General features: G+C 68.2%; 25 protein-coding genes and 1 pseudogene. 18 read left to right on the forward strand and 8 right to left on the reverse strand.

Annotated features, from left to right (window positions below; all coding sequences use genetic code 11):
• Nucleotides 1–81 precede the first annotated feature (81 nt).
• The 4 genes from oiaK to XAN126_RS0117540 all read right to left on the reverse strand — a co-directional run bounded on the left by oiaK (nt 82) and on the right by XAN126_RS0117540 (nt 5025).
• Nucleotides 82–1455 carry a 3-oxo-isoapionate kinase OiaK gene (gene oiaK / locus XAN126_RS0117525; protein ID WP_029877333.1) on the reverse strand — a complete coding sequence of 458 codons (1374 nt, stop codon included), beginning with the start codon at nt 1453–1455 and terminating at the stop codon, nt 82–84.
• Nucleotides 1452–2696 (reverse strand): ribulose-bisphosphate carboxylase large subunit family protein, encoded by a 1245-nt coding sequence (locus XAN126_RS0117530; RefSeq protein WP_024279884.1) that lies wholly within the window; start codon nt 2694–2696, stop codon nt 1452–1454. Before XAN126_RS0117530 ends, oiaK begins: the two co-directional genes overlap by 4 nt.
• A 90-nt stretch (nt 2697–2786) precedes the next feature.
• Nucleotides 2787–3617, reverse strand: a complete 831-nt coding sequence (locus XAN126_RS0117535; protein WP_024279885.1) for a phosphogluconate dehydrogenase C-terminal domain-containing protein — start codon at nt 3615–3617, stop codon at nt 2787–2789.
• A gap of 67 nt (nt 3618–3684) precedes the next feature.
• Nucleotides 3685–5025 carry an MFS transporter gene (locus tag XAN126_RS0117540; RefSeq protein ID WP_024279886.1) on the reverse strand — a complete coding sequence of 447 codons (1341 nt, stop codon included), beginning with the start codon at nt 5023–5025 and terminating at the stop codon, nt 3685–3687.
• A 234-nt stretch (nt 5026–5259) separates the two neighbouring features.
• On the opposite strand from XAN126_RS0117540, the gene XAN126_RS0117545 reads away from it, so the two are divergent.
• Nucleotides 5260–6156 (forward strand): LysR substrate-binding domain-containing protein, encoded by an 897-nt coding sequence (locus XAN126_RS0117545; RefSeq protein ID WP_245272274.1) that lies wholly within the window; start codon nt 5260–5262, stop codon nt 6154–6156.
• An 85-nt stretch (nt 6157–6241) separates the two neighbouring features.
• Nucleotides 6242–6999: pseudogene (locus XAN126_RS27900) on the forward strand (IS5 family transposase).
• Between the two features lie 84 nt (nt 7000–7083).
• On the opposite strand, the gene XAN126_RS0117560 reads toward XAN126_RS27900, so the two are convergent.
• Entirely contained in the window at nt 7084–9045 is a 1962-nt protein-coding gene (locus XAN126_RS0117560; protein WP_024279890.1) for a sigma-54-dependent Fis family transcriptional regulator, read from the reverse strand.
• 405 nt (nt 9046–9450) lie between these two features.
• On the opposite strand from XAN126_RS0117560, the gene XAN126_RS0117565 reads away from it, so the two are divergent.
• The 6 genes from XAN126_RS0117565 (at nt 9451) to XAN126_RS0117590 (ending at nt 14992) form a co-directional block, all read left to right on the forward strand.
• Nucleotides 9451–10473 carry a thiamine pyrophosphate-dependent dehydrogenase E1 component subunit alpha gene (locus XAN126_RS0117565; protein ID WP_280938291.1) on the forward strand — a complete coding sequence of 341 codons (1023 nt, stop codon included), beginning with the start codon at nt 9451–9453 and terminating at the stop codon, nt 10471–10473.
• Nucleotides 10474–10520: 47 nt separating this feature from the next.
• A complete protein-coding gene (locus XAN126_RS0117570) occupies nt 10521–11543 on the forward strand; it encodes an alpha-ketoacid dehydrogenase subunit beta (RefSeq protein WP_024279892.1) in 1023 nt (340 codons plus the stop codon).
• 19 nt (nt 11544–11562) lie between these two features.
• Nucleotides 11563–12681, forward strand: a complete 1119-nt coding sequence (locus XAN126_RS0117575; RefSeq protein WP_024279893.1) for an acetoin dehydrogenase dihydrolipoyllysine-residue acetyltransferase subunit — start codon at nt 11563–11565, stop codon at nt 12679–12681.
• 61 nt (nt 12682–12742) lie between these two features.
• Entirely contained in the window at nt 12743–13528 is a 786-nt protein-coding gene (locus tag XAN126_RS0117580; RefSeq protein WP_024279894.1) for a glucose 1-dehydrogenase, read from the forward strand.
• A 9-nt stretch (nt 13529–13537) separates the two neighbouring features.
• On the forward strand, nt 13538–13888 hold the full coding sequence (locus XAN126_RS0117585; RefSeq protein WP_024279895.1) for a carboxymuconolactone decarboxylase family protein: 351 nt from the start codon (nt 13538–13540) through the stop codon (nt 13886–13888).
• Nucleotides 13889–13924: 36 nt separating this feature from the next.
• Nucleotides 13925–14992 carry a 2,3-butanediol dehydrogenase gene (locus tag XAN126_RS0117590; RefSeq protein WP_024279896.1) on the forward strand — a complete coding sequence of 356 codons (1068 nt, stop codon included), beginning with the start codon at nt 13925–13927 and terminating at the stop codon, nt 14990–14992.
• Nucleotides 14993–15055: 63 nt separating this feature from the next.
• Here the strand turns inward: XAN126_RS0117590 and XAN126_RS0117595 are convergent, their stop codons facing one another.
• Nucleotides 15056–15832: an SDR family NAD(P)-dependent oxidoreductase gene (locus XAN126_RS0117595; protein WP_024279897.1), complete on the reverse strand. Its 777-nt coding sequence runs from the start codon at nt 15830–15832 to the stop codon at nt 15056–15058.
• A gap of 176 nt (nt 15833–16008) precedes the next feature.
• Between XAN126_RS0117595 and XAN126_RS0117600 the strand changes: the two genes are divergently transcribed.
• On the forward strand, nt 16009–16758 hold the full coding sequence (locus XAN126_RS0117600) for an SDR family oxidoreductase (RefSeq protein WP_024279898.1): 750 nt from the start codon (nt 16009–16011) through the stop codon (nt 16756–16758).
• Nucleotides 16759–16774: 16 nt separating this feature from the next.
• On the opposite strand, the gene XAN126_RS0117605 is transcribed toward XAN126_RS0117600, so the two are convergent.
• Nucleotides 16775–17596 (reverse strand): IclR family transcriptional regulator C-terminal domain-containing protein, encoded by an 822-nt coding sequence (locus XAN126_RS0117605; protein ID WP_024279899.1) that lies wholly within the window; start codon nt 17594–17596, stop codon nt 16775–16777.
• A gap of 330 nt (nt 17597–17926) precedes the next feature.
• Between XAN126_RS0117605 and XAN126_RS0117610 the strand changes: the two genes are divergently transcribed.
• The 5 genes from XAN126_RS0117610 to XAN126_RS0117630 all read left to right on the forward strand — a co-directional run bounded on the left by XAN126_RS0117610 (nt 17927) and on the right by XAN126_RS0117630 (nt 21838).
• The gene (locus XAN126_RS0117610) at nt 17927–18670 is read left to right on the forward strand and encodes an SDR family oxidoreductase (protein WP_024279900.1); all 744 of its coding nucleotides are present in this window, start codon (nt 17927–17929) and stop codon (nt 18668–18670) included.
• A 170-nt stretch (nt 18671–18840) separates the two neighbouring features.
• Nucleotides 18841–20073, forward strand: coding sequence for an ABC transporter substrate-binding protein (locus XAN126_RS0117615; RefSeq protein ID WP_024279901.1), 1233 nt, complete (start codon nt 18841–18843; stop codon nt 20071–20073).
• A 100-nt stretch (nt 20074–20173) separates the two neighbouring features.
• The gene (locus tag XAN126_RS0117620) at nt 20174–20575 is read left to right on the forward strand and encodes a cupin domain-containing protein (protein ID WP_024279902.1); all 402 of its coding nucleotides are present in this window, start codon (nt 20174–20176) and stop codon (nt 20573–20575) included.
• A 61-nt stretch (nt 20576–20636) separates the two neighbouring features.
• Nucleotides 20637–21503 carry a fumarylacetoacetate hydrolase family protein gene (locus XAN126_RS0117625; RefSeq protein ID WP_024279903.1) on the forward strand — a complete coding sequence of 289 codons (867 nt, stop codon included), beginning with the start codon at nt 20637–20639 and terminating at the stop codon, nt 21501–21503.
• Nucleotides 21500–21838: an NIPSNAP family protein gene (locus XAN126_RS0117630; protein WP_024279904.1), complete on the forward strand. Its 339-nt coding sequence runs from the start codon at nt 21500–21502 to the stop codon at nt 21836–21838. The genes XAN126_RS0117625 and XAN126_RS0117630 overlap by 4 nt, the downstream gene beginning before the upstream one ends.
• Nucleotides 21839–22010: 172 nt before the next feature.
• On the opposite strand, the gene XAN126_RS0117635 is transcribed toward XAN126_RS0117630, so the two are convergent.
• Nucleotides 22011–22265 carry a PepSY domain-containing protein gene (locus XAN126_RS0117635; RefSeq protein WP_245272275.1) on the reverse strand — a complete coding sequence of 85 codons (255 nt, stop codon included), beginning with the start codon at nt 22263–22265 and terminating at the stop codon, nt 22011–22013.
• 166 nt (nt 22266–22431) lie between these two features.
• Here XAN126_RS0117635 and XAN126_RS0117640 point away from each other — a divergent pair, with 166 nt between their 5' ends.
• The 4 genes from XAN126_RS0117640 (at nt 22432) to XAN126_RS0117655 (ending at nt 25393) form a co-directional block, all read left to right on the forward strand.
• Nucleotides 22432–23103, forward strand: a complete 672-nt coding sequence (locus tag XAN126_RS0117640; RefSeq protein WP_024279906.1) for a response regulator transcription factor — start codon at nt 22432–22434, stop codon at nt 23101–23103.
• Nucleotides 23100–24449 carry an ATP-binding protein gene (locus tag XAN126_RS0117645; protein ID WP_024279907.1) on the forward strand — a complete coding sequence of 450 codons (1350 nt, stop codon included), beginning with the start codon at nt 23100–23102 and terminating at the stop codon, nt 24447–24449. Before XAN126_RS0117640 ends, XAN126_RS0117645 begins: the two co-directional genes overlap by 4 nt.
• A gap of 80 nt (nt 24450–24529) precedes the next feature.
• Entirely contained in the window at nt 24530–24883 is a 354-nt protein-coding gene (locus XAN126_RS0117650) for a hypothetical protein (protein WP_024279908.1), read from the forward strand.
• Nucleotides 24884–24922: 39 nt separating this feature from the next.
• Complete coding sequence (locus tag XAN126_RS0117655; protein ID WP_024279909.1) at nt 24923–25393, forward strand: DUF2271 domain-containing protein; 471 nt, start codon at nt 24923–24925, stop codon at nt 25391–25393.
• Nucleotides 25394–25416: the final 23 nt, after the last annotated feature.

Consider the following 25416-nt stretch of genomic DNA (forward strand, 5'->3'; position numbering starts at 1 on the left):
GCGGGGCGCGAAGAACGATCCGGGCCGGCGGCGTCAAGACAGCCGGCCCTGGGAGTGGGCGCGACAGGAATGCGGAGCGCCTCAGCCCCTCACCTGAGGGAAGAAATCGGTCGGCCCCATCTGGCCGCCCTTCAGCACCAGTTCCAGACCGTCATAGAGCGGATCGTCGGACCATGCACGGCACAGGGGGGCGCCGGGGGCGAGGCCGGCGACGATGTCGAGGGCGAAGATGTTGAGCGCCTCCATCACCTCGCCGGAAGAGTCGCCGCCCGCCACCATCACCCGCCGCACCGCGCCGCTTTCCACGACGCGGCGCATGATCTCCGCCAGCACCGTGCCCACCCGCCGCGCCGCATCGGCACGGGAAAGGCCGGCCACAGCGGCGGTGGCGTCGAAGCCGGCGACGGCCGGGTCGTCCGGTCCCTCGGCGCTGTAGACGACCGGGCTCTGGCCGCGCGACAGCGCATCCATGGCCGTGGCGACGGCGCGGGCGATTTCCGCCTCCCGATGGGCGTCGGAGAGCGCGTGGGAGAGGTCCAGCCGCTCGGTGTGGAAGCCGGTGGTCCGCGCGTGAGCGAGCTGTGCCGCCGTCACCGGCGAGCAGCTGCCCGAGACCACGGCGATCTTCTCCACGGCCGTAGCCTTCGGCAAACCGGGTGTTTCCGGCAGCAGGCCGAGGCTGCGCCAATAGGCGGCGAGCGCATATTGCAGGCCGGAGGAGGAGGCGGAGAACAGACCGTCGCCCCGGTTTTCCCAGATGAGCCGTCCGGCCCCCACCAGCGTCGCCTCGTCCATCACATCGATGAGCACCACGGGCGTGTCACCGCCCCGGAGCGCGTCGCAGCGCGCCTGCGCCTTGCCGGCGCGGATCTCGGCGAGATCGATGAGGGCGATGCGCCGGTCCGTCTGGCGCGCGAGATGACGGCCAAGATCCGCCTCATCCATGGGCGTCACCGGATGGCGCGACATGGTGGGGTGGCGGTCGAGCCGGTAGGTGGTGCCGTTCCAGGTGACGAACAGGTTTCCGAACATCTGGTAGCGGCCGAGGCGCGGCACGCCCACCACCATGGGCGACCAGTTGCCGCCCATCTGCCGCACCCCGAGATCGATGGCGCGGCCGATGGAGCCCACATGCGGCGCGGAATCGAAGGTGGAGCAGACCTTGTAGTGCAGCACCGGCGCGCCCAGCGCCGCGAGGCGGGCGAAGAGGGGCGGCAGCTCCTTGTCCATCCACTCCGGCGCTCGCCCGCGCGAGGAGCCGGCAAGGCCGATGGCGCGGGCATGGGGAAAGCGGGCTCGCATCTCCTCGGTGGGCGGGCGTAGGAACAGCACCGAGGGCACGCCGGCCGCGGTGATCGCCTCCAGCGCGTCGGTCGAGCCGGTGAAGTCGTCGCCATAATAGGCGAAGAGCAGGCCTTCCGGCAGCGCCGCCCCGGTCTTGGTCCCCGAAATCATCGCCAGAAGCCGAGCGCGGTCTTGAGCGCAGTGCTGCGCGTCGCCTCGTCCTCAAGGCTCGCCCCCGCCATGGCCGCCCGCCATGCCGCCCGCAGCGCCTCGACGCCGGCCGGCACCCCCGCGGGATGGCCGAAGATGCCGCCGCCCGCCGTGTGGATGAGATCGGCGCAGCCGATGGCGGCATAGGTCTGTGCCGCCTGCCGTCCGGTCTGGCCGGAGGAGAAGACCGGCATGGCCTCCATGGGAGCCGCGTCATTGATGGGCGCCAGCACCGCGCGGGCGGCGGCGATGACGCTCTCGTTGCTCTCGGAGAACTTGTTGTAGAGCCCGTTCACATGCAGGTGGTCCACCCCCGCCAGCCGCCAGAGCTGCTGCCAGGGGGCATAGTCCCACCCCAGCGCCGGAGCGCGGTAGAGCGTGCCCCAGCCGGCCCGGTGGCCATGCAACGGCAGCTGGGCGTGGCGAGCAATCTCCCGCACGCCCACGAGGCCGATGGAATTGAGGCACACCATCACGCAGGTGCCGCCCAGCTCCAGCACGAGGTCATGCCGGCGGCGCATCTCGTCCAGGTCGCCGGTGATGTTGAAGGCCACCATCACCTTGCGGCCCCGCCGGTCGGCCGCATCGTTCACCACCCGCATCACCGCCCGCACCCGCTCCTCGAACGGGCAGCGGCCGCCGTCGGCCTGCAGTTCGTCGTCCTTGATGAAGTCGATGTCGCCGGCGATCAGCTCGCGCACCTGCTGCGCGGTCTCCTCCGCCGTGAGGCCGATGGAGGGCTTGATGATGGTGCCGATGATGGGCCCTTCCGCCACTCCGGCGAGGCGGCGGGTGCCGGAAATGCCGAAGGCCGGACCCTTGAAAGCTGACGTGAAGCCGAATGGCAGCTGAAGGCCGGTGATACGCAGACCGGAAACCTGGTGTAACTCGAACAGATTGCCGGCGATCGTCGACATCAGGTTCGGCAGGGACGGGCCGAAATTCTCCACCGGCCAGGACAGTTCGAGCGTCGCCCTCGTGTAGCGATCGGACGCCATGGCGCCCGGCAGGCTGGGCCGGTCCACCACGTCAAGCATCTCAAGACGCTCGACTTTTGCACCCGATCGCTGTTTCAGCTCGGCCGTCTCGGTGGCCAGCGCCACGAAGGTGCCGCTCGACTGCTCCCCGGCGATGACCTCCGCCGTCCGGGCCGGGTCGCCCCCGGTCTCCATCCAGTAGGTGGCATGGACACGATCGCTCATCACACGGGTTCCCAAGGTCGTCTGTCAGGTGAACCCAACCAATTGCCTTTGTTGAGGAATTGGTTGGGCTCTCGGGGGATCTGGCGCCGCTCAGGTGATGCGGCGGATGCTCTCGGCGATCTCGTCATTGTCCAGGCACTTGAGCCAGTCGTCCCGCATCAGCCGCGGCTTGCCGAACTGGATGGCCTTGTTGCAAGCATCTGAGAACATGCCCGGAATTTCCTTGAACGTCACCGCCGCAAGGATGTTCATGTGGCCGAGCAGGAAGTCCCGCGCGCACTCCGCCGGCACCCCCCGCCGCACCGTCTCGTCCATGGCTTCCCGCATCACATCGAGCAGGGTGGCGCAGATGGTCTCGGACAGGCCCGGCTCCAGGATCGCCATCTGTTCAACGGTCAGGCGATAGGAGCGCAGGATGGGGGCGTAGATGGCCTTCGCCACCGCCTCGCCCAGGGCGAACGCCTCGTCCGGCCCCTGCATCAGCGCGGAGGTGATGGACTGCTTCGCCGCCACACCGCCGAAATAGTCGCGCCGGCCTTCCTCGGTGGTTTCGTCGTTGAAAATCAAAGGATGGCAAGGGTGCGAGACGAAATAGATGAGGTCGGGCCGCTCGGGCAGATGGCCGGCGAAGGGTGCTGCGGCGTCCAGCAGCATCACCATGGTGCCCGCCTTCAGCTTGGGCGAGATGGCGTGCGAGATCTTGCCGATGAGCGTATCCGGCACGGCGAGGATCACCACGTCGGCGCCGTCGAGGGCGGCATCCACCTCGATGCAGTCGACACCCACCTCGTCCTTGAGCCGCTTGCGGCCGACCTCGCTGACCTCCACATGGGCCACGCGGAAGTCCGTCTTGGCGAGGTTCTTGGACAGGCGCACGCCCATCTTTCCGCCGGCGCCGAACAGCGCGATCTTCGCATCCATCTTGTTTCTCCCGTCGTCTTCATCGGGGCCGGCAATGCCGGCCCCTCGTGTTTGTTCAGTTGCGCCCTCAGGCCGAGCGCGCCGGAGCCGCGGCCCTGTCGCCGAGGCTCTCGCCCTGCCGCGCCACCACCAGGGTCAGCACCGCGGACAGGAACATGAAGCCGCCCACCAGCAGCATCGCCGCCTGGAAGGAGCCAGTGGCATCCTTCACCCATCCGGTGATGAAGGGTGCCGCAAAGCCGGCCACGTTGCCTACCGTGTTGATGAGGGCGATGCCCGCCGCCGCGCCGGCACCCGACAGGAAGCGGGCGGGGATGGCCCAGAAGTTGGGCAGTGCCGAGAAGATGGCGCAGGCAGTGACCGTGATGACCGCCACCGTAGCCGCAGGCGAGTTCATGTAGAGCGCCACCGGGATGGAGACGGCGCCGATGAGGGCGGGCAGGCCCACATGCCAGGGCTTCACGCCGGTCTTCGCCGCCTGCCGGCTCCACAGCACCAGGGCGAATGCCGCGGGCAGATAGGGGATGGCGGTGATGAAGCCCTTCTGCATCACGCTGAACTTGGAGCCGAACTGGGCCTCGAAGCCGGAGATGATGGTGGGCAGGAAGAAGGCCAGCGCATAGAGGCCATAGATGAGACCGAAATAGACGAAGGAGAGCAGCCACACCCGTCCGTTCAGGAGCGCGCCGGTGGCGAGGATGTTGTGCGAGCCGCCCTTCGCCTTCTCTTCCTTGGCGAGCTCGGACGTGAGCCAGGAGCGCTCCGCGGCGGTTAGCCATTTCGCGTCGGCCGGCTTGTCCACGAGGTAGAACCAGGCGATCACGCCCACCACGATGGCCGGTACCGCGACGCCGAAGAACATGACACGCCAGCCGGCGAGGCCCATCAGCCCGTCAGCACCGATCAGCGCCGACGCGAAGGGCGCACCGATGACGATGGTGAGCGGTTGCGCCACATAGAACAGCGCCAGCACCTTGTTGCGGTGACGCGCTGGTACCCACAGGCTGAGATAGAGGATCGCGCCGGGGAAGAAGCCGGCTTCGGCAACGCCCAGCAGGAAGCGCAGGAAATAAAGGCCTTCCACGCTGCTCACCCAAGTGAACAGCAGGGCGACGATGCCCCAGGTGACCATGATGCGGGCCAGCCAGCGGCGGGCGCCGAACTTGTGGAGCGCAAGGTTGCTCGGCACTTCCAGGAGGATGTAGCCGAGGAAGAAGATGCCCGCGGCGAAGCCGAACTGTGCGGCGTTCAGGCCCAGGTCCTTGGTCATGCCGTTGGGTCCGGCGAAGGACACGGCGGTACGGTCGAGGAAGTTGATGAAGAACATCAGGCCGATGAACGGCGTCAGCCGCCAGCAGACCTTGCTGATGGCCGACCGCTCGACGGCCGACACCTCGGGCTCAGGCATGGTTATCCTCCCAGATAAGGCAGATGGGTTGCCGTCTGCGCGTTCTTGTTTTTGGGCTCGGGACGCCGCGCAGGTGGCTGCCCGGGCTTAGAGCTGACATGCGCCATTAGGCGCTGGGAGGCGGCAGGAACAATCGATTTGTTGTCCACCGGATGTGAGCTAAACTCACATCTTTGATGCTGCATTGCAGCGAAACAGAGCCTTCAGCCGATGTCTCAACAGGCGAGCCACCCCTTGCCATCATTGGTAGCGCTGCGCGCGTTCGAGGCCACGGCGCGGCATCGGAGCATGAGCCGGGCGGCGGAGGAATTGTGCGTCACGCACGGGGCCGTCAGCCGCCATGTGAAGGCGCTGGAAGCGACCCTCGGCGTCCAGTTGCTGGCCCGCCGGGGTACCGCCACCGATCCGACGCCCGAGGGACAGCGCCTCGCCGAGGGGCTGACGACCGCGTTCGGGGTGATCCATGCCACGCTTGAGCGGGTGCGGCCGGGACCGCTGACCCTCTCCTGCTCGGCCTCCATCATGCTGTGCTGGCTCATCCCGCGCATGGCCGGGTTTCACCGCCGCAATCCGGACGTGCAGGTGGAGCTGAACATGAATTACGACAAGGTGGATTTCAGCCGCGACAACATCTCGCTGGCGATCCGCTCCTCCACCATCCCGCCACCCCGCGATGCCATCATCCGCGAACTGGGGGCGGAGTGGATCGGCCCGGTCTGCGCCCCCGACTATCTCGCCGCCATGCCGCTGGCGACGCCGAACGATCTGGCGCGCGCGCACCTGCTCGCCACAAACACCCGGCCGGAGGCGTGGCGGGACTGGGCCGAGGCGACCGGCAACGGCGGCCTCACCCTCAAGGCGCAGCGCAGCTTCGATCATTTCTATCTGCTCATCCAGGCGGCGGCCTGCGGCCTCGGCGTTGCGGTGGTGCCGCACATGCTGGCGCTGAGCGAACTGCAATCCGGCCGGCTGGTGGCGCCTTTCGGCTTCACGCCCGGCGCGCGGCACCTGAGGCTGTGGATCTCGCCGCAGGCGGCCATCCGCGCGGAACTGAGGGCGCTCGAAGCGTGGCTCGTAGGCGAGATGGCGACATTCGGCGCTGCGCCCCGGCCGGCGCGTGGCGGAGCCTGACCTCAGGTCGGCTTAGGCAGTGGCCCCATAAATTTGCGCGCCTGAGCGTGTCATGATTCAAGCTCCCGAACTGGGAGGCTAACAGATGCGCCGCCACGAGCTGACCGACGAGGAATGGGCGATCATCGCGCCGCTGCTGCCGAACAAGGTGCGCGGCGTGGCGCGGGTGGATGACCGCCGGGTGATCAACGGCATCCTCTGGCGCTTTCGGACCGGTGCGCCGTGGCGGGATGTGCCGGAGCGCTATGGACCGCGTACAACCCTCTACAACCGTTTCGTGCGCTGGAGGGCCGCGGGGGGCTGGGACAAGCTGCTGGAAGCGGTCTCGGCCGCCTATGACGGGGACATCGTCTTGATCGACAGCTCCTGCGTTCGCGTTCACCAGCACGGCGCCGCGATCAAAAAGGGGGCGATGACGATGGTTGCATGGGACGCTCCCGGGGTGGACTGACAACCAAGATCCACGTCTTGGTCGATGCGGAGGGCCGTCCGATCCACCTCTTGCTCACCGCAGGGCAGGCCGGCGACGCACCGGCCGGGCGCGAACTCCTGGCCCGGCTCGCACCCGGCAGCATCCTCCTCGCCGACAAGGCCTATGACACGGACGCCATCCGCGCCGAGACGGCGGAACGCGGCGCTTTCGCCAATGTGCCGCCTCGCACGATCCGCAAGCGCACCTTCGCCTTCAGTCCGTGGCTCTACCGCCAGAGGAACCTTGTCGAGCGCTTCTTCAACCGTATCAAGCAGATGCGCGGCCTCGCCACGCGCTACGATCGCCGTCCGGACAACTTCCTCGCAGCCCTCAAGCTCGCTGCCGTCCGCATCTGGATCAATGCGTTATGAGTCCGCCGCCTAGAGCGATGAGATCCATTCAGGGAGCGCCGAAGCGGGCCATCGCGCATCCCCCCTTTGCACGCGTGGTTCGCGCTAGACGCGGCGCGCAATGCCGTAGCGGCGCATGCGGCGGTGGATCGTGGTGCGGTCCACACCGAGGTCGCGGGCGACGGCGGAGATGTTCCAGCTCCGCGCCCGCAGGGCAGCGAGGAGCCGGTCGTGGGCGATCTCCCCCTCCCCTGATGGGAAGGCGGACGACAGGACAGCCGCGCCCGCCTCGTGCGGGGCGTCAGCCTCGCGCAGGCGTTCGGGAAGGTCTTCCCACTGGATCGTCCCCTCGGCGGCGAGCGCGCAGGCGAAATCGAGCGTGTTCATCAGCTCACGGATATTCCCGGGCCAGCGATAGGCGCGCAGCAGATCGCGCGCGTCCGGCGACAGGCTGAAGCGGGTCTTCGCCGCCTTGCCCCGCTCCTCCAGCAGACGCTCCACCAGCCACTCGAAATCGGCGCGGCGGCGCAGCGGCGGCAGAGTGAGGACGGCACCGCTCAGGCGGAAATAGAGGTCTTCGCGGAAGCGGCCGGCGTTCACCTCCGCGAGGAGATCGCGGTGGGTCGCGGCGATGACGCGGATGTTCACCGGCACCGGCCGCGAACGGCCCAATGGCGTTACCTCCCGCTCCGCCAGCACACGCAGGAGGCGGGTCTGGAGGGTCAGAGGCATGTCGCCGATCTCGTCCAGGAAGAGCGTGCCGCCGTCCGCCTCCAGCACGAGACCCTTGCGGCCGCGTGCGACGGCGCCAGTGAAGGCGCCGGCCTCGTAGCCGAACAATTCGCCCTCGATCAATGTCTCCGGCAGCGCCGCGCAGTTCACCGCCACGAAGGGCCGCGCGGAGCGGGCGCCGGCGGCGTGGATGGCCTTGGCGAGGAACTCCTTGCCGGTGCCCGTCTCGCCGCAGACGATGAGGTTCATCTGGGTGTTAACCAGCCGCGCCGCGCGGGCCGTCACCGTCGCCATGGCCGCATCACCGCCGTGGAGGCCGGCGAGCGGTGCCGGCAGGCTCGGCGGGGCGGCCGCAACCGACCGCGTGGAGATGCGGGCGGGCAGCTGGCAATGGGCGAACATGGGCGTCCCCGTGCCGGCGAGGCGGACCATGCGCTGCGCCACGGGGCTCGCCGGGCCGAGGCGCGGCAGGTCGTCGATGGCGATCTCGATGAACTCGCTCAGGCGGCGCCCCACCAGCGGCCGCACGGCATCGGCCGGCGGCCGTGCCTCCAGCTCGCGCCGCAGCAGCGCGCGGGCCTTGCTGTTGAAACCGGCGATGCAGCCGGAACTGTCCACCGCCAGCACATAAGGCGGGTCCACATCGGCGAATTCGGGCGAGGGCGCGAGGCGCAGGATGAACTCGCCCCGGAAGCGATTGAGCAGGTTCGCCGTCTCGATCTTGTGCGCGACCGACTTCACCAGCTGGAGCGCGAGGAGCTGACTCTCCTTCGGCTGGGGGGAGCGCAGCGCCGAGATGTCGAGCACGGCGGCGAGCGCGCCGGAGGGATCGAACACGGGCGCCGCCGTGCAGGTGAGCGGGATGTGGGTCGCGTCGAAATGATCGGTCTGGTGCACCACCAGCGCCTCGCCGGTGGCGATGCAGGTGCCCACGGCGCAAGTGCCCGCGCTCGGCTCCTTCCAGTCGGCGCCGAGATAGAGGCCGGCGCGCATGAGGGTGGCGTCGAAGGTGGGATCGCCGATGAAATCCACGGTGATGCCCTTGGCATCGGTGAGCAGCAGCACATAGCCGAGGCCCGCCACGTCGCGATACAGCGTCTCCACCCCGAACCGCGCGGTGTGGGTGAATTCGTCCATGGCGTCCTGATGCTCGCGCAGCTGCGTCGAGGGCAGGATCAGCGGCTCGCGCAACACCACGGGATCGAGACGGTGCTCGCTGACGCAGCGCTGCCAGGACTTCATGATGACGGGATCGCGCGTGCCGCGTGACGGCACGGGCAAGCCGCTCGCCGCGCGCATGAGCTCGTCGATATGCGCGACCTGCTCCTGTCGCATGACGATCCTCCCAGATCGTTTTTTATTGTGCGCGAGTGTTGCCGCGAAATGGAGCGCCGGCAAGCCTTTCCACGGATCAGGGGTGTGTCCGCGAAATCCATGGTGAGGGCCAAGCTGCAACACCTGTGGCACGCGCGGCGCCACACCTGTGGCCTCGCCGCCTCAGGTGCTCCCGCGCCACGCTGGCGGCACCGCCTTGTCCCGCAACGGTTTGACGCGACGGGCGCGATTGGCCCGCCCCTTGCTCATGTCCTTTCCATCAAGCCGGCGCGAAGCCGGCACTGAAGAACACGGCAAGGGAAGGAAACGTGGCCCGCTCCGCCAGAAGCGGGCCGTGAACGGGCGCGCCCGCGGCTGCCCTTCCTCCCTGCCGGTCCCGTCGATCCGAAGGAGGAGGAAAAGCCCATGTCCATCACGTCGCCCATGCAGACCGCCGACGGCGCGCTGTCCAACAATCCCATTCCGCTGGAGAAGGACGCGCTGCTTGCGGCCTACCGCACCATGCGGACCATCCGCGATTTCGAGGAGCGGCTGCACGTGGAATTCGCCAAGGGCGACATTCCCGGCTTCGTCCACCTTTATGCCGGCGAGGAGGCCTGCGCCACCGGCATCATGATGCACCTCACCGACAGCGACCGCATCGCCTCCACCCATCGCGGCCACGGGCACTGCATCGCCAAGGGCGTGGACGTGGAGGAGATGATGGCCGAGATCTACGGCAAGTCCACCGGCTCGTGCCGGGGCAAGGGCGGCTCCATGCACATCGCCGATCTCTCCAAGGGGATGATGGGCGCGAACGGCATCCTGGGCGCCGGCGCACCGCTCATCTGCGGCGCGGCGCTCGCCGCCAAGTGCCGCGGCGACGGGGGCGTCGGCATCACCTTCTTCGGGGATGGCGCGGCCAACCAGGGCACAGTTCTGGAAAGCATGAACCTCGCCGCCGTCTGGAATCTGCCGGTGATCTTCGTGCTGGAGAACAACGGATACGCGGAGGCGACCTCGGTGACTTACGCCACCGGCGTGGACAGCTTCCTCGATCGCGCCCACGGCTTCGGCCTGCCGGGCGTCAGCGTGGACGGCACGGATTTCTTCGCCGTGCACAAGGCGGCCGGCGAACTCATCGCCAAGGCGCGCGCGGGCGGCGGGCCGGCGCTGCTCGAATGCAAGATGGTGCGCTTCTACGGCCATTTCGAGGGCGACAGCCAGACCTACAAAGCCAAGGGCGAGAACGACTTCAACCGCCTCAACCGCGACTGCCTGAAGATCTTCGCCGATCGCGTCACGGCGGCGGGCATCGTCTCCGATGCCGAGATCGCGCTCATGGACCGCGAGGTGGCGAGCCTCATCGACGACGCCGTGTCCTCGGCCAAGTCGGCGCCGCAGCCGACCCCGCAGGAACTCACCAGCGACGTCTACGTCTCCTACTGAGCCACGACAGCGAACCCGCACGGCCAAACAATTTCCTGGAGGAAACCATGTCCCGCACCCTCAGCTTCAAGCTGGCGATCAACGAAGCCCTCGACCTTGAAATGCGTCGCGACCCCACCGTCATCCTGCTCGGCGAGGACATCGTCGGCGGCTCCGGCTCCCCGGGAGAGATGGATGCCTGGGGCGGCGTGCTCGGCGTCACCAAGGGCCTCTACGGCAAGCACGGCAACCGCCTCATGGACACGCCCTTGTCGGAGAGCGCCTACATCGGCGCGGCCATCGGCGCCGCCGCCTGCGGCATGCGGCCGGTGGCCGAGCTGATGTTCCTCGACTTCATGGGCGTGTGCTTCGACCAGATCCTGAACCAGGCGGCCAAGTTCCGTTACATGTTCGGCGGCAAGGCGAAGACCCCGGTGGTCATCCGCGCCATGGTGGGCGCCGGCTTCCGCGCTGCCGCCCAGCACTCGCAGATGCTGACCCCCATGTTCACCCACGTGCCCGGGCTGAAGGTGGTGTGCCCCTCCAACGCCTATGACGCCAAGGGCCTGCTGATCCAGTCCATCCGCGACGATGATCCGGTGATCTTCTGCGAGCACAAGAACCTCTACGCCAGCGAGGCGGACGTGCCGGTCGAGCCCTATGCCATCCCCTTCGGCGAGGCGAACGTGGTGCGGGACGGGCGGGACGTGACCATCGTCAGCTACGGCCTCACCGTCCATCGCGCGCTCGAGGCAGCGGCGACCCTCTCGAAGCGCAGCGGCCTTGAAGCGGAGGTGATCGACCTGCGCACCCTCTCGCCCATCGACTGGGACACGGTGATCGAGAGCGTGGAAAACACCGGCCGCCTAGTTGTGGTGGACGAGGCCAATCCGCGCTGCTCCATCGCCACGGATGTTGCGGCCTATGTGGCCCAGCAGGCGTTCGGAGCGCTGAAAGCGGCACCGCAGATGGTGACCGCGCCGCACACGCCGGTGCCGTTCTCCCCGGCTCTGGAGGACCTCTACATCCCCTCCGCCGACGCCATCGCGGCCGCCGTGCTGAAGACCCATCCCCAGGCGCTCGCCGCCTGATCGCCGGAGACATCGGACAATGACGGATACGCGCATCAAGCCCATCGTCATGCCCAAGTGGGGGCTCTCCATGGCGGAGGGCAAGGTCACGGGCTGGCTGAAGCCGGAGGGCACGGCCATCGCCATCGGCGACGAGATCGTCGAGGTGGAGACCGACAAGATCGCCGGCGTGGTGGAGGCGGGCGACGCCGGCGTACTGCGCCGGACCCTCGGCACGCCGGGCACGGTCTATCCGGTCAAGGCACTCATCGGCGTGCTGGCCGATGCGGACGTTCCGGACGCCGAGATCGACGCCTTCGTCGCCGCCTTCGCGGTGCCGGAGGAGGCGGGCGCGGGGGAGGAAGCCTCGGGCCCACGCTACGAGTTCGTGGACACGCCCGCCGGCCGCCTCCGCTACGCCCGCCGGGGCGAGGGCGAGAAAACCGTGGTTCTGGTCCACGGTTTCGGCGGCGACCTCGACAACTGGCTGTTCAACATCGACGCCCTCGCCGAGGCCGCCACGGTCTATGCCCTCGACCTGCCGGGGCATGGGCAATCGGACAAGGCAGTGGGCGAGGCGAACCTTGCCTTTCTCTCCGGAGCGCTCATCGCCTTCATGGATGCGTTGGCAATTCCGCGCGCGCATCTCGTAGGCCATTCCATGGGCGGGGCGGTGGCGAGCGCCACCGCGCTGGAGCATCCGGGGCGGGTGGCGTCCCTCGCGCTCATCGGCTCGGCCGGGCTCGGGCCGGAGATCAATTCCGGCTACACCGACGGCTTCGTCGCCGCCGGCTCACGGCGCGACATGAAGCCGGTGCTGGAGCAGTTGTTCCATGATCCCGGAACAGTGACGCGCCAGTTGATCGAGGATATCCTCAAGTACAAGCGCCTCGACGGCGTGGACAGCGCGCTGACCGCCCTCTCCGCCAATCTCTTCCCCGCCGAGCGGCAGACCCATGTGCTGGCCGACAGGCTGAAACAGACCGACGCGCCCATCCTCGTGGTGTGGGGCGAGACCGACCGCGTCATTCCTGCTGCCCATGCCGGCGCGCTGGAAGGCCGCGCCACCGTGGAGGTACTGCCCGGCGCCGGCCACATGGTGCAGATGGAAAAGTCCGGCCGGGTGAACGAGCTGCTGCTCGACCACCTCAAGCGCTGACCGCCTGAAACCCCGCAACGACAAGCACCGGCGCGCCAGGGCGACCGGCGAAGGAGGACACATGTCCGATCTCAAGGACAAGAGCATCATCATCACCGGCGCGGCCGGCGGCATCGGCGCCGCCATCGCCAGGGCCCTCGCGGAGGACGGCGCCCGCATTGTTGTCGCCGACCTTTCAGAGGCGGCAGCGACGAAGGTGGCGAACGAGATCACGGCCAAGGGCGGCACCGCCATCGCCGTGCCGGTGGACGTGCGCGAGCGGCCGCAGGTGCGCGCGCTCATTGACAAGGCGGTTGCGGCCTTTGGGCGGCTCGACGTGCTGTTCAACAATGCCGGCGTCGCCCAGACGCGCCCCTTCCTCGACATCACCGAGGAGGACTGGCGCTTCGTCACCGATGTGAATGCGCTCGGCGTGCTCATCGGCATGCAGGAAGCGGTGAAGACGTTCCGCAAGCAGGGCGGCGGCGGCAAGATCATCAACACCGCCTCCATCGCCGCCAAGCAGGGCTACGAGCCCCTGGCCCATTACTGCGCCAGCAAGTTCGCGGTGGTGGCCATGACCCAGGCTGCCGCCCGCGCCTTCGGCAAAGAGGGCATCACCGCCAACGCCTTCTGCCCCGGCGTGGTGGCCACCGACATGTGGAAGGTGATCGACAAGGGCTTCCGCGACAGCGGCCTGACCCACGGCGAGAACGAGGCCTTCGACACCTTCGCGGCCGGCGCCGTGCTGGGTCGCGCCTCGCGCCCCGACGATCTCGTCGGCGTCGCCCGCTTCCTCGCTTCATCCCAATCCGACTTCATGACCGGCCAGTCCCTGCTCGTGGACGGCGGAATGGTCTTCACCTGAGGAAACGCCATGACATCTTCCGTGCCCCAGCAATTGAGAGAGATGAACCAGCGTTTCGGCGCCCTTGCCAAGGCGGCGCCGCAGGTGATGACAGCCTTCCGCGGTCTCATGGGCGAGGCGTCGAAGTCGGGCGCCGTGCCGGCCAAGATGAAGGAGCTGGTGGCCCTCGCCATCGCCGTCCACCAGGGCTGCGCGGACTGCATCGTGTTCCACGCTGCCAATGCGCGGAGCCACGGCGCCACCCGCGCGGAAGTGGCCGAGATCCTCGGCGTGTGCATCGAGATGGGCGGCGGGCCGTCCGCCGTCTATGCGGGCAAGGCGCTCGAGGCGTTCGACGCCCTCGCCACCGAGCCGGCCTGACCAGCCATCAAGAACAGACACAAGGGAGAAACGCCCATGAAGGCCGCCCGCTTCCACGCCAAACGCGACGTGCGCGTCGAGGACATCAACGAACCGCCCGCCCCCGGCCCGCGCCAGGTCGTCATCCGCAACAGCTTCTGCGGCATCTGCGGCACCGACCTGCACGAATACGCCGCCGGCCCCATCTTCATCCCGACCGACCCGCATCCCTACACCGGCGCGAAGCTTCCGCAGGTGCTGGGCCATGAATTTGGCGGCACCGTCGTCGCCATCGGCGGGGAGGTGACGAACGTGAAGGTGGGCGACCGGGTTTCGGTGCAGCCCATGGTGTCGCCGCGCGACGACTATTTCGGCACGCGCGGCCTCTACCAGCTCTCCGAAAGCCTCGCCATCATCGGCCTCGGCTGGCAGTGGGGTGGCATGGCGGAATACGCGCTGGTGAACGACTACAACGTCTTCGCGATGCCCGATTTCGTCAGCGACGAGCAGGCGGCGCTGGTGGAGCCCACCGCGGTCACCGTCTATGCCGCCGAGCGTGGCGGGGTGAAGCCGGGATCGAGCGTGCTCGTCACCGGCGCCGGACCCATCGGGCAGTTGCAGGTGCTGGCGGCGCGGGCGGCGGGGGCGACGCAGATCTTCCTCTCCGACACCAACGACAACCGCCTCGCCATGGCGCGGTCCATCCTGCCTGATGTCATCATCCTCAACCCGAAGCGGGACGCCGTGGCCGATGCCATCCGCGACCAGACCGAAGGCCATGTGGGCGTGGACGTGGCGCTCGAATGCGTGGGAGCCGAGGCGGCGCTCGCCACCTGCATCGACGCGGTGCGCCGGCAGGGCGTGGTGGTGCAGGTGGGGCTGCACGTGGGCAAGCCGGCGGTGGATGGCTTCACCGTCACCTTCAAGGACATCGATGTGCGCGGCTCGTGGTGCTACTCGACCCTCATGTGGCCGAAGGTGGCGGCGCTGATCGGCAAGGGTCTGCTGCCGGCGGAAAAGGTCGTCACCCGCCGCATCCGCCTCAACGAGGTGGTGGCAAACGGCTTCGAAGCCCTCCTCGACCCCGCCGGGCAGGAGCTGAAGATCCTCATCGATCTGCGCTGAGGACCGGAAGATCCGCTCCGTGACGAGGGCATCGCGCAGCTGCCTGCGCGATGCCCCGGCCGCTCAATAGATGCCGGTTTCCACGGCCACGCGCCGATAGCTCGCGCCAGCCGTGAAGCCGCCGTCGATCACGAAGTCCTCGCCCGTGATGAAAGCGGAGCGATCCGAGGCGAGGAACAGCACCAGCTCGGCGATCTCCTCCGGCGTGCCGCTGCGGCCCATGGGGGTCATGCCGATCATGGGCTGAAGGTGCGGACTCGCGGCGTTGAGGGCCGTCACCACGAGGCCGGGGCACACGGCGTTCACGCGGATGCCGCGCGCGGCATATTCCATGGCGGCGCTGCGAGTGAGACCCCTCAGGCCCCATTTGCTCGCCGTATAGGCCGGGTCGTAATGGCCGGAAAAGGCGCTGTTCGACGAGATGTTGACGATGGCGCCACCGCCGGTCTCCTCCATCAGCGGCACCGCCGCGCGGATGCCAAGGAACGCGCCGGTGAGATTCACCTTGAGCACACGCTCCCACGCCTCCGGCTCGGTGGCGGAGACGGTGCTGCGATTGATGATGCCGGCATTGTTGACGAGGATGTCGAGCCGCCCCTTCCAGCCGCGCACCTCTTCCACCGCCTGAGCCCAGGCTTCGGGGTCGGTCACGTCGAGAGGGAGGAAGCGGGCGTCCACGCCCTCGGCCGAAAGCTCCGCGACGAACGTCTCGCCCTCGGGCACCAGCACGTCGCAGACAAGCACCGCCGCGCCCTCGCGCCCCAGACGCCGGGACTCGGCCGCGCCCTGCCCCCGCGCGCCCCCGGTGACGATGGCGACGCGCCCCTCCAACTCCGTCATGCTTTTCTCCCGGCTTTATCGTTCGCGGCCGGCTGGCCTCCGGAGGCGCATCCGCCCCCGAACACCTCTTGCCACCAGTTCTATAATAAACTAAAAATCCCATAATACGAGATTTATTGTCGCTTAATCGATCTCCGGACGCGTGCGGCGCAGAATCCGGGACGGGGAGGAGCGGAATGCTCGACGGGAAGGTCGCCCTCATCACCGGGGCCGGCATCGGAATCGGCCGGTGCGCGGCGGAGCTGTTCGCGGGGAACGGCGCGCACATCGTTGTCGCCGAGATCAATGCAGAGGCGGGAGAGGAGACAGCGGCGCGCATCCATGCGGCCGGCGGCGACGCCCTGTTCGTGCGCACCGACGTGACCGACGCGGCAAGCGTGGAAGCGGCGGTTGCCGCGGCGGTCGCGCACTATGGCCGGCTCGACGTGATCTACAACAATGCCGGCGGCTCCACGACCCGCGACAGCGACCTCACCCGCGCGCCGGACGACGAATTCTGGCGGGCCATGACGCTCGATCTGCACGGCACCTGGCTGGTCAGCCGCTTCGGCATTCCCGAGCTCATCAAGGGCGGCGGCGGCGCCGTGGTCAATGCGGCGTCCGTGGTGGCCCTGATGGGCTGGCCGGGCAAAGATGCCTACACCGCCGCCAAGGGCGCGGTGGCTGCACTCACCCGCTCCATGGCCGTGGAATATGCGCCTCACAATATCCGCGTGAACGCGGTGGCGCCGGGCGTCACCCGCACGCCGCGGGTGGTGGCGCAACTGGAGCAGTTGGAGACGACCCAGCGGCTCACCGCCGCCCACCTCTTGGGCATGGTGGAGCCGGAGCATGTGGCGCAGGCGGCGCTGTTCCTCGCGTCCGATGCCTCGGGCCGGACCACCGGGCACGTGCTGCCCGTGGACAGCGGCCTCTCCATCTCCTGACCCCGAGCGTGGCGGCTCACTCCACGGACGAGGCGTCCTCGGGAACGGGGCTGCGGATCTTGCGCGGGCGCGCCGCCCGCTGGGCCGGCCGCACCCCGGCCTCCCCGGCGATGGCGCTGGTGATGCGGGCAGCGAGAGTCTTGATCTCGGCCACCAGTTCTTCCTTGCCCGCGCTCTGGAAGCGCGCCTCCGGCAGCGCGAACACCACGCTGCCGAGGACGCGCCGCTCGGCATCGAACACCGGGGCGCCGATGCCCACGAGATCGGGGATCACCTCACCGCGCGTGATGCAGTAGCCGTCGCGGCGCAGGCGCGACATGTTGGAGCGGAACTGCTCCCAGTTCTCGCCGAGGCCCGCCTCGCGCACCAGTTCCCCGTGCCAGAGCATGATGTTGCGCAGCTGGTAGGGGGTGAGGTGGGCGAGGATGGTCTTGGCCATGGCGCCGCGGAACATGGGCATGGGGCGGCCGCGCTCGTAATATTCCGGCACCGAACGCTCGGGCCACACGATGTCGGCGCACATGACCTTGTCGCCGTAATAGCTGCACAGCATCATATTGATGCCGAGCCGCGCGCTCACGTCCCGCATGGGCCCGCCGGCGCGGGTCAGCAGCGGGTCGGCGCGGCGCACGAGTCGGTCGAGCTCGATGATACGCGGGCCGAGCACATAGCTGCCGCCCGTGGTGGGGGCGAGCAGGCCCGAATCGCACAGGGACTGGATGTAGCGATAAGCGGTGGCGCGGGAGGCGCCGGCCGCCTGCACGTCATCGAGCTGGATGCTCATGCGGTCCTCACCGAAAAGGTCCAGCACCTTCAGCATCTTGTCGAGACTGCTCATGCGAAGTCCCTTCGGCTCGCGGCGTAACGCACCCGAGGTGCACCACCTGTCGCGGCATTATAGGGCCGCACGCTCACGGATTGAAATTTGCGAGCAGTTTCAAATCCGCGCAGCCCACCGTCGTTTCGGTGCCACCCGCGCGGGAATGCCACCCGTCGGAGCCCTTCAGAAACCTGACCGCTACAGGCCGGTAGCGATTGACAGATATCAAGATACAGAAATAGTCTCATATTACGAGAATAATCTATAACACGGAAACACCATGCCCCATCCAGAAAAGGCCCCCAGCCGGGTCCGTGTCACGTTTGCATGTCCTCTGGAGGGCGGCCGATGACATCCCGCGCGCCTTATGATCTTTCCGGCATGCGCATCCTGCTCACGGGCGCGGCGGGCGGCGTCGGGCGGGCGACGGCCCATCTGTGCGCGCGCCTCGGTGCCGAGATCGTGCTGACCGATGCGGGCGATGCGCCCGGCCTTGCGGATGAACTCGTCCGTGATCACGGCCAGACCCACGCTTACGCCGCCTGCGACGTGCGCGATCGCGCCGCGGTCGAGGCCCTGTGCCGGGAGGCCGGGCCGCTGGACGCCGCCGTGCTGAATGCCGGCATCTTCCCGCAGGAGCAGTGGCTGGCCGACGACTGGGACGACCTGTTCCACGAGGTGATGGCGGTGAACGTGGCGGGGCCTGCGCACTTCGCCCGCGCCCTCGTTCCCGCCATGAAGGCGCGGGGCAACGGCCGCATCGTGCTGCTCGGCTCCGTCGCCGCCCACACCGGCGGCACCTATGCCCATTCGCCGGTGAGCTACGCCGCCTCCAAGGGCGCGATCCACACCTTCGTGCGCTGGCTGGCGCGTCGCGCCGCGCCGGAAGTGCTGGTGAATGCGGTGGCACCCGGCTCCACCCTCACGCGCATGGTGGCGACCGCCGATCCGAAGGCGCTGGAGGCGATGCCCGTCCCGCGCTTCGGCCGACCGGAGGAGATCGCCTGGCCCATCGCCTTCCTCTGCTCCCCCGGCGCCAGCTTCGTCTGCGGTGCCATCCTGGATGTGAACGGCGGCGCCTACATGGGCTGAAGGCGCGGGGCGCAGATGGTCTCGCCCCCGCCAAAGCCCGCGCCGCAAACACATTGACACTAGTCTCACAAAATGAGATTTTTAGTTATTCGCTCTTTAAGCAGAAAACGACCTGCGAAGGCAGGCGCGCATTGGGCGCCCCGGCGTCCGATCATGGGGAGGAAACACAGATGAAGCGCATGCTGACCCGCACCGCCCTTGCCCTGGCGGTGGGCGGCCTTTCCCTCGCGGCGACATCCGCCGCACGGGCCCAGTTCACCGATGGCGTCGTCCGCATCGGCGTGCTCAACGACCAGAACGGCATCTATGCCGACATGGCCGGCCCCGGTTCGGTCGCGGCCGCGAAGATCGCGGTGGAGGAGATCGGCGGCAAGATCGGCAACACGCCCATCGAGATCATCGTCGGCGACCACCAGAACAAGCCTGACATCGGTCTCAACATCGCGCGCAAGTGGCTGGACGTGGACGGCGTCGACATGATCGCCGACATCCCCAATTCCTCCATCTCGCTGGCGCTGGTCCAGCTGGTGAAGGAAAAGAACAAGGTGGCCGTCATCGCCACCTCCAACAGCAATCGACTGACCGGCGATTCCTGCACGCCCAACCATGTCCACTGGACGCTCGATAATTACTCCCTCGCCAAGAGCACGGCGACGGAAGTGCTGAAATCCGGCGGCAACAGCTGGTACTTCGTGACGGTGGACTATGCCTTCGGTCACGACATGGAGCGCGAGGCAGGCCAGATCGTGAAGAATGCCGGCGGCACCGTGGTCGGCTCCGTCCGCCATCCGCTCGGCTCGTCGGACCTCTCTTCCTTCCTGCTGCAGGCCCAGGCCTCCGGCGCCAAGGTCATCGGCTTCGCCAATTCCGGCGCCGACTTCACCAATTCCATGAAGCAGTCGGCCGAATTCGGCATCACCCAGGGCAAGCAGAAGCTGGCGGCGCTCGCGGTGTACCTCACGGACATCAAGTCCCTCGGCCTCACCAGCGGCCAGGGTCTCTACCTCAGCGAGCCGTTCTACTGGGACCTCAATGACCAGACGCGTGCCTTCGCCAAGAAGTTCTCGGAGAAGACGAACGGCGCCATGCCCACCTCCTTCCAGGCGGGCGTCTATTCCGGCGTGCTCCACTATCTCAAGGCGGTCCAGGCCCTCAACAGCGATGTGGACGGCCGCGCCATCGTCGCCAAGATGAAGGAGCTACCCACCGACGACCTCGCCTTCGGCAAGGGCTACGTGCGGGCCGACGGCCGCAAGATCCACCCCATGTACCTGTTCAAGGTGAAGAGCCCGGCCGAGTCCAAGGGGCCGTGGGATCTCTACACCAAGATCGGCGAGACGCCTGCTGACCAGGCCTTCAAGCCGCTTGAGGCCGGCGGCTGCGCCCTCGTGAAGCAGAACTGAGCTCGCCGGGCTGTTCCCTTCAGCGAAGCCGGGAGGCTGCGGGCTCCCGGCCGAATGCCCCGCTCAACCCGAGTCCCGCATCGATTTTCAGGAGCTGAACATGGTCGCAATCACACCCGGCCTCGCCGGCGAGGACAGGCTCGGTCCGAAGGAGTCCCGCTACGTGGACGTGGCGAGCCTGCCGTGGAAGCCCACCCCCACCAAGGGCATCGACATGAAGATCCTCCTCCTCGACGAGGAGACCGGGCTCATGACCGCCCTCTTCCGCTGGCAGCCCGGCACCGAGCTGCCCCGCCACGAGCATGTGGAGATCGAGCAGACCTACGTGCTCGAGGGCAGCATCGTGGATGCGGAAGGCGAGGCGCTCTCCGGCAATTATGTCTGGCGCCCGGCGGGCAACCAGCATGTGGCCCGCTCGCCCAACGGCGCGCTCGTCATCTCCATGTTCCTGCGCCCCAACAAGTTCCTCGACGGCGATCTCGCCGGCCACGAACTCAAGTAATCCCATCGGCACGCCGGGGCGGCCGGGCTCGTCCGGCCCCGCGGCTGTGCGAAAGGCCATCATGCGCATCGTCCGTTTCGAACATCAGGGCCGTATCCAGTTCGGCACGCGCCGGCAGGACGACGTCATCCCCTTCGCGGGGTTGGCGGGAGGATCCTTCACCGCCCTTCTCGCCGCCCTTCAGGGCGCAACGCCCCTGCCCGAGGCTAATGCCATTGCGCTGGCGCAGGTGAGCCTGCTACCGCCGGTGCCGCTCACGGGCAAGATCATCTGCATCGGCCTCAATTATGCGGACCATGCGCGCGAGGGCGGACACCCCATTCCCACCTATCCGGCGGTCTTCCTGCGCACCGCCACCTCGCTGGTCGGCCACGGGCAGCCGCTGGTGCGCCCGGCCCTCTCCGAACGCTTCGACTATGAAGCCGAGCTGGCAGTGGTGATCGGGCGGACCGCGCATCATGTCCGCGCCGCCGATGCCCTTCAGCATGTGGCGGGCTATTCCTGCTTCAACGACGGCTCCATCCGCGACTTCCAGCGGAAGTCCACCCAGTGGACCATGGGCAAGAATTTCGACCGCTCCGGCTCCATCGGCCCCGAGCTGGTGACGCCGCGGGCGCTGCCCTCCGGCGTCGACAACCTGCGCATCGCCGCGCGGCTCAACGGCGAGGCGCTGCAGGACGGTTCCACCCGCGAGATGATCTTCCCCTTGGCGGACCTCATTGAGACACTCTCCGCCGTCATGACGCTGGAGCCCGGCGACGTGATCGCCACCGGCACGCCCGCCGGCGTCGGCTTCGCCCGCACGCCGCCGCGTTTCATGCAGGCCGGCGACCTCATCGAGATCGAGATCGAGGGCATCGGCATCCTCGCCAACACCATCGTCGACGAGGCGCCCGACGCCGCAGAGCAGGAAAGCCATCGCCCATGATCGTCGAAGAGCGGATGTACGTGCTCCACACCGAGGTGAACATCGCCGACTACATGGCGATCTACACGAGCGAAGGCCTGCCGCTGCAGCGGGAAATCCTCGGCGGCTTCCTCGGCTATTTCACCACCGAGATCGGCACCCAGAACCAGCTCGTCCACTTCTGGGCCTATGCGGACCTCGAGGAGCGTCGGAAGCGGCGCGAGAAGCTGGCGGCGCAGGCCGGCTGGCGGGCGTGCCTCGTGAAGATACGGCCCATGATCATGACCATGGAGAATCGCATCCTCGTTCCCACCGCCTTCTCTCCCTGGCCCGGCGGCAGCCCCGCTGTGGGTTGAAAACCGCACGGGACGCGGGTGCGCGATGGGGTGTCTAGGTCACCGCCTCGCGCGGGAGCGCTGGACGAACCGAGCCGGGGTGTAGAGGGGGCCCGCGTTCTGCTCTCGAAAGACGTGTCGGCGGCTCGACCGACACGTCCCCTTCATGACGCTCCGGCCCGGGCGAGGTCGATCAATCGTCATCTCGGCCGGGGACCCGTTCCAGGCGCGCGGGGTCGAACTTCGCCTTCAGCCGCGCCCCTTGCGGGTTGGTGGCGCGCACCTTGTAGCAGCCGTCGTCCGAACGGATGGAGAGCACAGTCCAGCCTTCGGCCTCCAGCTTCTTCTGCAAAGCCTCACGCGGCTGCCAGTCGGCCAGAGGCACATTGCAATCGTGCTCTGCGGCCGCCGGCGTGGCGGCGAGGCCGGCAACGACCAGGCCCGCCAAGATATTCCGCACTGCCAACCCCGAGCGTTTCACCGCGCGAACTCCTTCCGACCAAGCCCGATGAAAAGCACGCCAAGCTGACACTCACCTGAACGCAGGGGCAGATTCTCTCGCCCGTTCCAGTTCCGGCCGCGCTAGATTGCCATGCGCCCCGCCGAGGTGACAGATGCGTATCCTGCTGATCGAAGACGATCCCGTCCTGGGCATGGCCGTGCGCGACCAGATCGTCTCGGACGGGCACGGCGCCGACTGGGTGACACGCCTTGCGGATGCCGAGCACGCCGTCCATGCCGCGGCTTTCGATCTGATCCTTCTCGACCTCATGCTGCCCGACGGGCGCGGCTCCGATTTCCTCCGGAAGCTGCGCAGCACGGGCGACGCGACGCCGGTGATGGTACTGACCGCCCGCGACCAGATCTCCGACCGCATCGCGGCCCTCGATGCCGGCGCCGACGACTATCTGGTGAAGCCGTTCGACCTGTTCGAGCTGTCGGCGCGCATCCGCGCCGTGGGGCGGCGCTACGCGGGCAATCCCAACCCGCTGGTCACGCTCGGAGACATCGAGGTGGATCTTTCCGCCCGCTCGGTCCGCCGCGCCGGGCAGACCGTGGCCCTGACAGCGCGGGAATGGGCCCTGTTCGAGGCTTTCGTGCAGCGGCCACACCAGCTCATGTCGAAGCCGCAGCTGGAGGAACGGCTCTATTCCTTCGATGCGGAGGTGGAGAGCAACACCATCGAGGTCTATGTGGCCCGCCTGCGCAAGAAGCTCGGTGCCGACGTGATCGAGACCGTGCGCGGCATGGGCTATCGCCTCGGCACGCCGGGAGGCGGCGCATGAGCGGACGCTGGAGCCTGCGCCGGCGCCTCGGCCTGTGGCTCGCGTTGTCGGTGGCCGCCCTGTGGCTCTCGGCGGCGACGGTCGCCGGGCTGGTGCTGCGGCACGAGATCGACGAGGTCTTCGACAGCGCGTTGCAGGAGGTGGCACAGCGGGTGCTGCCCCTCGCCTATTCCGAGCTGCTCGCGCGCGAGGATGGGGCAGGCACGCACCACATGCCGCCCGTGGGCCCACACCGCGAATTCATCACCTATGTGGTGCGCGACGCGCAAGGCCGTGTGCTGCTCCAGTCCAGCGACGCCGAGCAGATGGCGATTCCCGCCGGCCTCGCCCCCGGTTTTCACACCACGCCCCGGCTGCGCACCTACACGGAAGCGGCGGTGCGGGGCACCGTCATCGTCACGACGGCGGAGGAACTGGACCATCGCGCCGCCGCGGTCTGGCGGGCGGTCATGGCGCTGATCTGGCCGCTGGTCGCCCTCGTGCCCATCGCGCTCGCCGGTGTCTGGATCACGCTTCGCCTCACCTTGAAGCCTGTGCTCGCCTTCCGCCATGCCATCGCCACGCGGGGGCGGGGCAACCTCGCGCCGGTGCCGGAGCAGGGTTTGCCCGAGGAGATGGCACCCGTCGCAGGCGCTGTGAATGCGCTCATGGAGCGCCTGCGCGGCGCGCTGGAGGCGGAGCGGGGCTTTGCCGCCAATAGCGCCCATGAGCTGCGCACCCCCATCGCCGCCGCTCTGGCGCAGACCCAGCGGCTCGTGGCCGAGCTGCCGGAAGGACCGGCGCAGGAGCGCGCACGCGCCATCGCAGGCGCGCTGCGCCGCCTCTCGCGCCTGTCGGAGAAGCTGCTCCAGCTCGCCAAGGCGGAAGGCGCCGGCCTGCTCGCGGAGGCGCCCGCCCCGCTCGCGCCGGTGCTGCGCCATGTGATCGCCGACCTAGACCGCCAGACGGGACGCGCAGAAGACATCGACCTGAGCATCGCGACGGAGGGCGGGCCCGTCAGTGATCTCGACCCCGACGCCTTCGCAGTTCTGGCGCGCAATCTCATTGAGAATGCGTTGAAACACGGGGGCCCGGACACCCCGGTCCAGGTCCGCCTCACCGCCGACCGGCTGGAAATATCCAACCACGGCCCGGTCGTTCCGGCGGAACGGATGGCCCAGTTGCTGCGGCCGTTCGAGCGGGGACCGACGGGGGCGGAGGGCTCGGGCCTTGGCCTCGCCATCGCCGCCGCTATCTGCCGCGGGGCGGGGCTATCGCTGGAGATTGCCTCGCCCATCCCGGGGGAGACGGAGGGCTTCAGCGCCGTCGTGCGCTTTACCGCACCTGAGAAGCTGACAGCAAGCTGAACGCGATTCAGCAGGGGGTTCAGGCGGCTGTCAGGTTGGTTCGAGAGGGTGTCAGCGTCATCAAACGCCGGAGCCCCTCCATGAAGACGCGCACCCTGATCGGGACCGCCCTCCTCCTCTCCACCGCCGGCCTCGGCGTGGCGCTGGCGGCGACCCAGATCGACCATCTCGACCTCCCCTTCCACAGCCGTGACGACGCCCCCCGCGCCGACGCCCGCCCCCTCCATCTCGCCGACAATGACCACCGGCGCGAGGGCAAGGAGCGCCATCACGGCCGTCATCACGACGATGATGATGACGACGACGACGATGACGGCCGCCCGGGCGCCCGCGCCGGTGCCGTTCCGCAGAACGGCCCGGCCGATCCCGCCGCGCCGGTGCCGGACAACGGCCTGTTCCAGGGCAAGGCCCGGCCCAAGGTCGAGGTGCAGTGACCCTCGGCCGCCCCCGCGCACCTTCAAAGGAATAATCAGATGAAATTCGTTCTTCCCGCCGTGGCGGCCACCGCCACCCTGCTGTCGCCGGTGCTGGCCGAGGCGCGGCAGGTCACCTTCGAGACCACCCTGAAGCCTTATGGCGGCAATGGCGCCTATGTGGTGCTCTACGTCACCGATGCCGCCGGGGCCTACAAAGGCACGCTCTGGATGGCCGGGGGCAAGGCGAAATATTACCGCCACCTCTCCGACTGGCAGCGCGCCTCCGGCGGACGGCCCACCGAGATCGACGGCATCACCGGCGCCAGCATCGGCTCCGGCAAGACGCTGAAGATCACCCTCGATCTCGCCGATGCCATGATCGATGCCGGCTACCAGGTCCATGTGGACACGGCGGTGGAGGACGGGATGGACAATCCCTCCGAGGTGGTCGCCCCCCTCGCCGCAAGTGCGTCCGGCAAGCCCGTCGCCGGCAAGGGCTATGTGAAATCCTTCACCGTCACCTTCTGATCCCCCTTCGGACACCCCCCAAA

This window comes from Xanthobacter sp. 126 (genome assembly GCF_000526175.1).
Taxonomy (GTDB): Bacteria; Pseudomonadota; Alphaproteobacteria; order Rhizobiales; family Xanthobacteraceae; genus Xanthobacter; species Xanthobacter aminoxidans.